We start from the raw sequence: 11,657 nt of genomic DNA, 5'->3' as shown, positions 1-11,657 counted from the left end.
TTGGATACGCACAATAGCAGATGTGGCACAAAATGTCCGTTTCGTCCGCAACTCGGACATCGAGGTCGCAAAAGTCGCTGCGCTATGCATCAACGGCCGCTTATCTTGCCGCACCGCGGCCCATGGATGGAGCTGTTTTGATACTGCGACCGCGAAGATTAAGGACGGAGCACTTCCGGTTTGGGCTCGAAGCCGTCGTTCGCCGCATACCGTACGAGTGACTGCTGCGCGGACTCATCAGACCTTTGCAGGACGCCCCTCAATCCATTGCCCAAGCCTTTCGATGAGGCGGCTCAAGACACTCAGAGTCTTGGTCCGCTCAGCTCGTTTGGCCTCTCGTTTCATCGCAATGGCCGTGCGCTCATGCTCGGTGAGAGGCCGATGAGTCTCGGGAATGTACTTCAGAAGGTCGATGTTTGTATCGGGCATCATGTTGGATCTCCTCGTCAAGTGTTCACAACGTGCCCTACTCCGGGGCGACACGCTTGAAGAAAACCCTGCGATATCCTTGCATTTCCCTTTAGATTTCGTCGTGAAATGAAGGGAAGACATGGGTTAATCTTCAGATCATGGAGTATCGCTTCGACGACTGCGCCCTGAATGATGCGCGACGTACCCTCATACGGTCCGGTGAACCAGTTGCCGTCGAACCGCAGGTTTTTGATCTAATCCTGCTGTTAGCCGAAAACGCCGAACGCGTGGTCACGCGCGACGAGATTATTGAGGTAGTTTGGGGCGGCCGGATCGTATCGGAAAGCGCTATCAGTGCAAGGATAGCGGCGGCGCGGAAGGCGGTTGGGGACGACGGCAAGCGCCAGGCCGTCATCCGTACGCTGGCGCGGCGCGGGTTGCAGATGGTGGCGACGGTTCAGATCAATGAGTCGTCAACTGAAAATGCCGTCAGGTCCCGACAATCCGATGTTCAGCGTATTCGATATACCCGCAATCCCGACGGACATTCCATCGCCTACGCTAGTTATGGCAGCGGCTCTGCCCTCATAGAAGTCGAAAGCGGGATTTCACATCTCGAATTGAGTTGGGCCATCCCATGTGAACGTAGCTTCTTCGACCCTCTCATCGCGCAAAACAACTTCATTCGTTACGATCCAGCAGGCCAAGGGCTTTCTTCAAGTGACAGTGTTGATAGCGCTCGCGATTTCATCAAGGCAGGCGAGGACGTGATCGCCGTCGCAGACGCCGCCGGGCTCTCGAAATTCGCACTAATGTCGCGTTCCGGAGCCTGCTTTCGAGCTATCCAGATTGCAGCCCAATATCCAGATCGCGTCACGAAACTCGCAATCATAGGCGGATATGTGACTGGACGAACGGCCCGCACGCCGGGACCTGACCCGATGCGACAACTAATAGCGTCAGGTTGGGATCCGAATGCTATCGGTTTCGCTGCCGGCCTGATGACAAGTTACTTTCCTGACGGTCCGGCCGAGCATGTAATGGATTACGCCCGCTACTTCACTCAGGCATCGGAGCAATCCAAGGCTTTGGCCGAACGCGACCAGATCAACGCCGCGAATGTTGAGGAGCTGTTGCCGTTAATTTCCTGTCCAACATTGGTCCTTCATGGTCGGAAGGATGCCATTCATCCTCTTTCGGAAGCACAGAAGCTTGTAACTGGTATTCCCGGAGCCGAGTTGGTCGTACTTGAAACCGCGAACCATTTTCCACTACCTGGAGGGCCGGCGTGGGAGACCTATATGGACACGCTGCTTGATTTTCTGGCCGAATGAAGCGTCTTCTGACAAGCAATGCTTCGAAAGGCCCCTTTTCTACCTGCGCATTAACTTCACTGTCAAATAAGACTGCTAGAGGCTGAGAAGCGGTTTCACGATCGTTGGGTATGATTTAGCGAGGCCAGTTAATGTCACTCAAATTCACCTACGGCTCACGCAAAAAATTCAGCATTGCGCTCAGGTAGATGTCCCAGCCAGGATCGCCATAGAGAGGAAAATGATTGCCAGATTCCAGAACCAGTAATTCGGAGCGTGAGATTCCGGCTGCCAGTTTCTGCGCCTCGGACAACGGATGGATGCGGTCATGCCGAGCGTGGATGACCAAAACTGGACAGTCAATAAGCGGTAGGAGGTTTGCGACAGAAGCCCGGTCGAATACGTCTCTCCATCTGACGATAAATTCTCGAGTAGCGTTCCCTTGGGCGTAGGCAGCTAGGTTGCGGACCACATGATCCGGGCCATCGGGAAAATATGCAGACATATAGGCCGAAACAAACACGGCATTTGGATCGTCCCAGCCTTCTGCAAGGAGCCCTCTAATTGGATCGGCAACGTGCGGCGCGCCAGAGCGCCTGACACGACCATCGACATACCCACCCGTCAGGACCATGCGTGAAACTCGGTTTGGATGTCGTGCAGCGAATGTCAAAGCAACCAATGCACCGGCTGTCTTGGCGTGAATGGCCACCTTTTCCAGCCCCGCTGCGTCCAAAACCGCTCGCAGATCTTCTGCCCATTCATCAAGGTCAAATGACTTAACGGTCTGCCTTGATAGCCCTGAACCACGGGGATCGTATCGTAGTAGCGTATTCTGTGCCATGACGGCTTGCCATTCTTCGCCCAGCCCAGGCCAGTAAGGTTCTCGTTCGATATCAGTAAAGTTGTGAACAATGCCTGCGACGGGCGGGCCTTGACCTCCGATCACATAGGCTAGGCTAGCACCGTCATCTGCCGTGCAATATCTAGCCTTCGTGACAGACGTGCCATGCGCACCAACCGAAGCTTGGTTTTGCTCGACCGGAACAGCCAGCCGTAGGCCCCGCCGAGAAACGGTGCGAATGACTCTTTGTTTCTTGCCATCATCGCCGACAGCCCGCCGCGCTGCAGCTATTCGCGCAGAAATCGCACTCTCAGAGATCACCCGACCGTTCCACACAGTATCGACGATCTCGTCTCGAGTAACTAGGCGGTCAGGGTTTTCGACCAACAGTTGCAATAGGGCGAAGACCTGCGGTTCTACTGAAACCGTTTTTCCCTGCCGCGTCAGCACTTGTCTGTCAGGGTCCAGATTGCAATCGGCGAATCTAAAGATCATAGTAGATTAAAAGCGTTCTAAAGCTCCACAGGCAAGTCCGCGTCGGACCCTTTCTTGATGTCTGTTCAGGGCTCGAAGGAGACATCTGAGCGTTCCGGTCAGGTGACCGCTGTTGGGCGCTGTGCGGTCATCCAAGGCCGTCAAAACGCGGTTTCGGGCCTGAACGTCCGCTTCTGTCGACAGCAGACATTCCCAAGATCAAGCTCGATGACCGAGTTGCGGACGAGGCTGCCATTGGTCGTCGGAATGTTTGTGCAACTTGTGAAGTTGACACGATTGAACGCTCCTTGATTATTGAAGGGATGCAGCGACCCAAAACACACTACGCCAAAGCAGGTGATATTCACATCGCCTATCAGGTCTTCGGAGACGGGCCGATTGACTTGCTCTGGGCACAAGGATGGGCAACTCATATTGAGTACGCTTGGGAAAGCCCGGACTATGCCCGTTTCCTCACAAAGCTTAGCCGGTTCGCGCGTGTGATCTTCTTCGACAAGCGTGGTGTCGGAATGTCTGACAGAGATGTTGGTTACCCCACCCTCGAAGAGCGCTCACAGGACATCAATGCGGTTCTCGACGCAGTGGGCAGCAAGAAAGTAGCTGTATTTGGAAACTCCGAGGGAGGCGCGATCTCAACGGTCTTTGCGGCCACATTTCCCGACCGCGTCAGTCACCTTGTGCTGAATGGCAGCCGCGCCTGCTACAAATGGCATCCTGATTATCCATTCGGCCTGAAGCCTGACGCGCTACAGGCTGAAATTGATGCATTCAGCGACATGTCGACTGAAGCAAGTGAAGAGACGTCAATCGATGGCGCACCAAGCATTGCTGACGATCCCGCGGCTATTGAATGGCTTGATACATACTTTCGCTATGCGGCTAGTCCTCGGGCAATGAGCAAACTGGCAGTAATGAACTATGACATTGATTATCGAGGAGTGCTTTCGTCTATCCAGGTACCAACGCTCATTCTCCATCGTGAGGGCGATCGTTGGTGCAGCACGGATCATGCCCGTTACCTAGCTGAACACATTCCTGGCTCTGTTCTGAAGATCCAGCCCGGCGAGGACCACATTGTGTGGTATGGAGATCAGGATGAGCTGATCGGTGAAATTCAATCTTTCCTCACTGGGGAGACGAGTTCGCGTACTGTAGACAGAGCTCTGAAGACTGTTGCCTTCGTGGACATTGTCGGGTCGACGGAACATCTTGCGCGCATGGGAGATGACCGCTGGCGTAGTGTCCTGGAGCAGCTGGATCACTTTGTATCCAAACGTCTAAATTCCTATGACGGCAAACAAGTCAAGCATACAGGCGACGGTTATCTGCTATCATTTCAGGGCCCGACAAGCGCAATTGAATGCTTATCTGCGTTGCAAGCCGATGCCGCGCGCTTGGGCCTGCAGACCCGAACCGGCTTGCACACAGGAGAATGCGAAGTCCGTGGCAACGATCTAAGCGGGCTTGCTGTGAATGTTGCGGCGCGGATCATGGATTTGGCGCAGCCGGGCCAAATTCTGGCCTCTCAGACCGTTAAAGACTTGTCGCTGGGCGCGGACTTTCCGTTCGAGGCACTGCCAGCACATCAGCTTCGCGGTGTTCCCGGCGACTGGCCCCTCTTTGCGCTGGATTGATAGTGACCGCATTGGGCTCTTAGCAGACGTCGCCCGATTTTGACTGAATGGCCGCATCTCTGTGCGGCAGATGCACGGTTATTCTTCGTTCGCAAGGGTTCCTTGACAGGTGATGGGGAGACTGGAGAATTCTTTATATGAGAAATTCGAATACATTGGCGATCAGTTTCACCTTGCTGATGCTGCCAACTGCGGCTTGGGCAAATGCTGGATTGCCCATGATGTCTCTCACTGCACCACTTATGGTGTTCAGTCTCCTCCCCGTTATAATTGTCGAAGCCTCGTTCTTAACAAAAATCTTATCATTGGCCTTCGGAAATGCTGTTCGTCTTTCCGGTATTGCCAATCTGGCATCAATGCTGATCGGGGTACCCCTTACCTGGCTTGTCCTAGTGATCCTTCAAGGTTTGAACCCGCTGGCTGGCAGACCGCTAGATAATCCGACCGACGCCACCCTACTGCACGTTTGGGAAACTTTATTGAACGCGCCTTGGATTGGCCTCAATGGTCCAGACTGGAAAATCCCTCTAGCTATGACCCTTTTGTTGGTGCCTTACTTTCTGATCTCTTGGTTTACTGAGTTTTGGATTGTTGAGCGATCTTCCAATTTAGACCGGCTTCAGGTGAAGAAGGCCTGTCTGTTTGCCAACACAACAACATACCTGTTGATGGTAGCTTACGTATGGGCGGGCTGGAGTTCATTGGTTGGGGAAGAGCCGTGGCTGCCTACATGGCTTTATATCTGGGCGGCGTGAAACTCTTAGACCACGCTTTGAAACAACAATCCCGGCGGTCGCGTGATGCGATCTGGCAAAGGTCCGCCATGGGCTCGAAGCTGCCATTCGCTGCAGTGCCGCACGCAGTTGATCCATGAATGACCGCAACGCGGACGAAGCTGCCGTTGCCAGTAGAGTGCCGACTGAACCACTGATTTTTCAACATAGATAGCCTAGGCAAGCTAATTCACTGCATTCGCATGACTGCCTTGGACACAAAGCGGCCGATTAGCTGGGCCGCCTATTTGAGTGGTCGGAGAATGTTTGCGACCTGAACTGGTCGCTCTTCGCACAGATTAAGGAAAGAAAACTAGTCAATCCTGCGCAGTCACTCGGAGTCTGCAGGTCATGGCACAAAACGATGATTTCCAAGAAATGCTAGCGGCAATCGCCGCGGTTTACGAGACTGAAGAAAATCCGCAAGGATCTTATACGGCGAAGACTCTTTTAGTAACTCCATCTCCGATCGCTTTCGAACCGGTTGCACCTTGCGCGCTGGATTCTGGCATACGCGCAGTCTTGGCTGAGAGTCCTCACCCTGTGGCTCGTTCAGTCCTGGCAACACAGCATCTGCTGGACTGGGGATCAAACCCCGTCGAAGGCAATACCCAAGAGGACATTGCCGCCTTGATAAGCGTCTTGACACTGATGGGACCGGAAGGGCCGATACCGGCGCCAGACGTTAGGTTAGGTTTGGTCTATATGAGGCCCAATAGCTACTATCCGTTGCATCTTCACGACGCCGACGAAACTTATGCCATAATTGCAGGGCAGGCGCTTTGGACGGCCGGGGATGACACTCAGATGCGAGGGGTTGGTTCAATGATCCACCACCCAAGTTTGATGCCACATGCATTTCGTACTGGCGCGGCGGGCTTTCTCGCGATCTGGCGCTGGAGTGGCGATATCAATACGCACTCATATGCTTTCACCGAAACTCTCGAAGCTGACTTGATCGCATAACTGAGCGTGCCTTCACATGGTTGCGAGCGGTCATAGGCTCAGGCTGGCTTGAGTGGCTTGACCTAGAGTATCCGACTGCGTCGGGCTCGAAGAGCTCGTCCGGTGCGCGACACCGTTAAAAACGTCACTGAACGGCGGCCCACAGCCCCATGACTGAGCAGCAGCTGCGACCTACACGGGACGTTCGCAAGAATCGAGCCTATGACCGAGTTGCGGGCCAAGTGGGCAGTTACGCTTTTCTGACCGGTGGATGACTGCTATCCGCAAAACGCTCAGCCAAAAGGCAAAATACGATGAAGGTTGCGCGTGAGACTTTAGCATTGCTTGCGCACAGTAGATTTGCCGGCGCTTTACCTCGCCAGTTGCGCTCCGCAAAGGGTTGGCTCAGAGTTCGAAGATGGACATCGCGTCGCAACCAATTGAACTACTGGGATACGCAGCATCGTTACTGGTCTTCATCACTTTTTGCATGAAGACGTTGCTCTGGCTTCGGGTTGCTGCAATCGCCTCAAATCTGGCTTTCATTGGCTACGCTCTTGGCGCGCAACTCTTCCCCATTCTAATCCTGCACGGCGTTCTTCTTCCAATGAACATCTTACGTCTGTGGCAACATTTCGCGCTAATCAGACGTGTGAAGTCGGCTACCAGGCAAAACCCCACAGCTGAAGCGCTTCTACCCTTCATGCAAACCGTGGATGTAGAAGAAGGTCAGACTATTTTCAGGAAGGGCCAACCTGCAGATCGACTTTACTACATTCAGGAAGGCTCCGTCCAAATCGTGGAATTCAAGAAGAGCCTGAAAACCGGAGAAATTTTTGGCGAGATCGGCCTGTTCTCGGAGGGGGCCGTGCGAACAGCGACAACGCGGGCAGGACCAGGCGCCAAGCTTTGTCAAATCGACCGCGCCACTGTCCTCCGCATATACAGAGAGCATCCGGAATTCGGGTTCGCGATTACCAGATTGGTAACAAACCGGCTGATTGAAAACCAGAACCAGCTTCTGATGCGCATTGCTGATCTAGAGACTGAAGCGCAATCGAATTATTCTGAAAACGAGGCTTCCGAAGATACTTTTGCCTCCTAGCCCGCCCCTGAAAGGGCATCCCATCTTATCAGCGCATGCACGAGCCAACTACCGTGATCCAGTTTCGTCCCCTTATCTCGTCAAACTACATCGATCATTCTATTGTGAGCTGAAAAGGTTTAGGATTGTAGGTTGTGAGACCCGAAACTCGGTACGCACTCAGCGGAGAGCTTAGTATAGCCTATCAGGTTTTTGGTGATGGGGAGCAGGATCTCGTCTTCGTTCCAGGCTGGATCTCTAACATCGATCTTTTTTGGGACGAACCGATTGTTGCGCGTTTCCTATCTGAGCTCTCGAGCTTTTGTCGCGTCATTCTTTTTGACAAGCGCGGAACAGGTCTTTCGGACAGGGGTTACGGTGCTGCGACGCTTGAAGAGCGTATGGATGACGTCAGAGCTGTAATGGATGCAGTAGGTTCAGAGAGCGCCACAATCTTCGGATATTCTGAAGGCGGGCCCATGAGCGTATTGTTCGCGGCCACCTATCCAGAACGTACCCGGGCTCTCATATTGGCAGGCAGCTACGCTAGCCGGCGTGCACACGAAGGTTACACAGAAGGGCTCTCAGAGGCGGACGTAAACATCTTGCTGGAGAAGGTTCGTGCGGCATGGGGAACACCGCTCGATATAGAGGCGCGCATTCCCAGCCTCGCTGATAACCCCAGGTTCCGTAACTGGTGGGCCCGTTTTCTCAGAGGCGGGGCCTCTCCTTCAGCGGCCTTGGCTCTTCTGCGGATGAACCTAGAGATTGACGTCAGGCCGATTCTTGCTTCGGTCCAAGCTCCGAGCCTCATTCTTCACTCTAGTCGTGATCAGATCGTCAGCTGTTCGAGTGGGCGCTATCTGGCTGAGAACATTCCACATGCTCAGATGGTTGAGATAGATGCGGACGATCATGTTCCCTTTACCGAAACTTCCGAGCGTGTACTGGCTGAGGTCAGGCAATTCGTAACGGGGCAAGATAGAGTTCAGATTGAGGAACGGATTCTTGGAACAATCATGTTCACGGACATAGTTGGCTCGACCAAGATCGCCCATGAAATCGGCGACAGAGCCTGGACAGACACTCTTGCTGCGCATCATGACGAGGTCAGAAACCAACTTGAGATATATGGTGGTCGCGAGATTAAGACCACTGGAGATGGGTTCCTGGCAATGTTCGACGGCCCGGCACGTGCGATCCGCTGCGGGCATGCAATCCAATCCGCCATGGACGCGATTGGCTTAAGAATCCGCATTGGTGTGCACACAGGGGAATGCACTATCTCCGGTGATGACGTATCCGGGATTGCTGTCCACATCGCCGCACGTATCGGTGGGATGGCTGACGCCGGGCAGGTTCTAGTTTCTCAAACTGTGCGCGATTTGGTGGCCGGGTCCGGCATATTCTTCGATAATCTGGGCGCTCATGAATTACGGGGCGTCGACGGGCAATGGTCGATCTGCCACGCGAGATTGAAGTGAGTCAGTTTCGGGCGCAACGCAAACATTCGCCACGGCTTGTGTAAACGGCTGAGTTGCGGGACGCAACTGTCGTTGCGTATGGCAGCGTCAACGGCTAACCGCTAGCACCGGCTGGCATGGCAAGACCAGCATTCTCGGCAAGTTCCAATATTTCCTTAACGATGTTCTCGTCACGGTACAGTTCCTGTAATCTGACGTATTCAGAAGTCAGGTTCGGATCGTCTGCAAGTGTCGCTGCAATCAACTGGCGCGCACGCTGTTCGTCTCCATGCTTCATGCTCACGACTGCGCGGTAGATGCGTGAGCACCGGGTCTGGAAAGGGAGACTACGCGCGCAAGCTAGCATTTCGTCGAATTTACCCATCACGAAGTAGGCGCGTATGCGGTTCTCCAATATCCAAACGGGAATAAAAGGGTCCATGATTTCAGCGCGATCTAGCATCTCGAGGCCCATTTCGGGATCGCCGTTAAATATGTGAAAGGCTGCAACCAAACCGACAATATGAGCGTTGTTTGGTGCGAGTTGCATGGCGCGTTCATAATGAATGTACGCCTTGGTGAAGTCTCGGTGTATGCGCAGTTGCATGTTGCCCATAATGCGGTGCGCATCGGCATCTTCCGGATCAAGTCGCAGAGCCTTCTCGATCATTTTCTGCGCAGCATCAAAGTCAAAATCATCCAGATTTGATGCGGAACAGACCTTCATCGAATAACCTCGGCTGAAGTTCTTGTCCTCCGCGATCGCGCGGTCGAACCAAGCAACAGCCTCTCGGTAATTGTCGAGCGTTACTCCACCCAACCGGTGTAGCTCCATCCCGCGTAAATAATGCTCATAGGCGGTCATCGATTCCGGTCGTTTAAGCTTCGCGGCTCTAATTTCCGCCTGCTCGATCCGTCCGAAGACAGTTGAAGCCACCCGGACAACTACGTCATCGAGCACATCCAACAACTCTTGAAAATCGCGCTGAATTCTGTCGCTCCAAATGACTGACCCGTTATCACCACTGTACAGCGATACGTTGAGCCGGACGCGATTACCCATCTTCCGCACTGATCCACTCAGAACAAAGCCGACTCCGGCATTTCGACCGATTTCTACTGGGTCGCGATCGCGTAATTCGTTGGCTGCGGTTCGAGAAACGACAAAGAGACCTTGGATGCGGCTCAGCTCAAGTATCAAATCCTCCGCCAGACCATCGGCAAGGAATGTCTGATCCTCATCAGCAGAGGACGATGTTCGAAATGGCACAACTGCAACAGAATTTGGTCGACGTGTAGCAGTGACATCGGTCCTCGATGCATCTGCCTGATACAAATGCGCATCCATCCGCTCTTTCACCCTGTACACAACGATAGGTTCAGAAATGCCTTTGAATTGACGCTGAACCGGCGGATCAAATTTGCAGGGCGAAGCTCGGCGGACTTGGGAGAAAAACGCATCGGACACAAGTATGTCGCCAGGTGCAGCCTCTGATTGTATCCTAGCCGTAAGGTTCACTCCATCTCCTAGTAGATCCTCACCATCTACAAGAACATCGGCCAGATGTAGACCATACCGCATGGCATCTGCGTTTCCGTGAGCGGCGAGACGAGCCCGGCCCTCAAGCGCAGCCAATATCGCATTTCGAGGGCTGGCAAACTCTGCAAGAATGCTGTCTCCGGCCTTGTTGAAAACCCGCCCATTGTTGCTTTCCACAGCGATCCTTATGGACTGCAATTGGGATGCAATGTCGGTGACGGCCTGTTCCTCGTCCCTTTCCATGGCAGCGGTGGAGGATACGGCATCTGCAATGAATATTGCGGCAAGCTTTCGATCCATAGTTCTCCCTTTCAACCAGGAGCCTAGCGAACCCTGAGGCTTTGGCAAAGTTCAAGAATCGCGTCGTTCGCGATCATTAGAATGCCGCTTTGGGCTCAAAGCAGTCATCTGACGGTTTCGGTCAGGTGACCGCTGTTGCGCCCTGAACGGTCATCCAAGGCTTGCGAAAAGCATTTTCCGGCCTGAACGTCCGCTTCTACCGATAGCGGGCAATCCCTAGATCGGGCTCGATGTCCGAGATGCGGACAAAACGGACATTTGGGGAATGGGTAGGGTTTGCCGTAGACTGCACTCGCCTTTGGGGGCATCTGCAAGAGGGAATCGTAGAAATGGAACGAGACACATTCCAGCTCGCTGAAGGTGCAGCTGCTGCCTACGAACAACAGAAAGTAAGGGCGATCTTCCGACCGCTGGCGGAGGCGACGCTCGCATCCATCGACGTCTCTGATGCTGATGTTGTGCTGGATGTCGCCTGCGGCACCGGGATTGTCAGCCGCGTCTTGCGGGAGTGCGTCTCGCCAAAAACGGCGATTACCGGCATCGACCTAAACGAGGGCATGATCGCGACAGCCCGATCCATTACGAGCGACGCACCTGGCGCTTTCCGTTGGCACATTGGCAACGTGACCGACATGCCGTTTCGCGACGGCTCCTTCACTGTCGCAATTTGCCAGCAGGGGTTCCAGTTCTTCCCGGATGAAGACGCAGCGTTGAGGGAAATTCGCCGAGTGCTTCAGCCCGGCGGACGGGTATTTCTGACGATTTGGGCTGAACCGCCCCGCTTCTTCGTTGCCTTGGCAGAAGCCATCGGCCGACATGTATCTCAGCAAGACGCGATTGAGCCTCCCCAACTGA

Annotated in this window: 10 protein-coding genes; 7 read left to right on the top strand and 3 right to left on the bottom strand. The window is 53.9% G+C overall.

Annotated elements, in window-relative coordinates; all coding sequences use genetic code 11:
* Window positions 1-237: 237 nt before the first annotated feature.
* Window positions 238-432, bottom strand: a complete 195-nt coding sequence (locus TR61_RS18525) for a hypothetical protein (protein ID WP_050932019.1) — start codon at window positions 430-432, stop codon at window positions 238-240.
* 137 nt (window positions 433-569) lie between these two features.
* On the opposite strand from TR61_RS18525, the gene TR61_RS18520 reads away from it, so the two are divergent.
* Entirely contained in the window at window positions 570-1,745 is a 1,176-nt protein-coding gene (locus TR61_RS18520) for an alpha/beta hydrolase (RefSeq protein ID WP_050932018.1), read from the top strand.
* Window positions 1,746-1,893: 148 nt separating this feature from the next.
* On the opposite strand, the gene TR61_RS18515 is transcribed toward TR61_RS18520, so the two are convergent.
* The gene (locus TR61_RS18515; RefSeq protein WP_050932017.1) at window positions 1,894-3,063 is read right to left on the bottom strand and encodes an alpha/beta hydrolase; all 1,170 of its coding nucleotides are present in this window, start codon (window positions 3,061-3,063) and stop codon (window positions 1,894-1,896) included.
* Between the two features lie 302 nt (window positions 3,064-3,365).
* Here TR61_RS18515 and TR61_RS18510 point away from each other — a divergent pair, with 302 nt between their 5' ends.
* From TR61_RS18510 to TR61_RS18490, 5 genes are all read left to right on the top strand, one after another.
* Window positions 3,366-4,697 carry an adenylate/guanylate cyclase domain-containing protein gene (locus TR61_RS18510; protein ID WP_050932016.1) on the top strand — a complete coding sequence of 444 codons (1,332 nt, stop codon included), beginning with the start codon at window positions 3,366-3,368 and terminating at the stop codon, window positions 4,695-4,697.
* 137 nt (window positions 4,698-4,834) lie between these two features.
* Window positions 4,835-5,452, top strand: coding sequence for a hypothetical protein (locus TR61_RS18505; protein WP_050932015.1), 618 nt, complete (start codon window positions 4,835-4,837; stop codon window positions 5,450-5,452).
* A 369-nt stretch (window positions 5,453-5,821) separates the two neighbouring features.
* A complete protein-coding gene (locus tag TR61_RS18500) occupies window positions 5,822-6,436 on the top strand; it encodes a dimethylsulfonioproprionate lyase family protein (protein WP_082182044.1) in 615 nt (204 codons plus the stop codon).
* Between the two features lie 397 nt (window positions 6,437-6,833).
* Window positions 6,834-7,520, top strand: coding sequence for a Crp/Fnr family transcriptional regulator (locus TR61_RS18495; protein ID WP_050932013.1), 687 nt, complete (start codon window positions 6,834-6,836; stop codon window positions 7,518-7,520).
* 134 nt (window positions 7,521-7,654) lie between these two features.
* Entirely contained in the window at window positions 7,655-8,983 is a 1,329-nt protein-coding gene (locus TR61_RS18490; protein ID WP_050932012.1) for an adenylate/guanylate cyclase domain-containing protein, read from the top strand.
* 94 nt (window positions 8,984-9,077) lie between these two features.
* On the opposite strand, the gene TR61_RS18485 is transcribed toward TR61_RS18490, so the two are convergent.
* Window positions 9,078-10,802 (bottom strand): adenylate/guanylate cyclase domain-containing protein, encoded by a 1,725-nt coding sequence (locus TR61_RS18485; protein WP_050932011.1) that lies wholly within the window; start codon window positions 10,800-10,802, stop codon window positions 9,078-9,080.
* Window positions 10,803-11,131: 329 nt separating this feature from the next.
* Here TR61_RS18485 and TR61_RS18480 point away from each other — a divergent pair.
* A partial coding sequence (locus TR61_RS18480) for a class I SAM-dependent methyltransferase (RefSeq protein WP_172677024.1) occupies window positions 11,132-11,657 on the top strand: 526 nt, incomplete at its 3' end.

Source organism: Aestuariivita boseongensis, assembly GCF_001262635.1.
Classification (GTDB): Bacteria; Pseudomonadota; Alphaproteobacteria; order Rhodobacterales; family Rhodobacteraceae; genus Aestuariivita; species Aestuariivita boseongensis.
The sequence above is the reverse complement of the archived record's forward strand: the minus strand, read 5'-3'. Positions and strand labels throughout refer to the sequence as shown.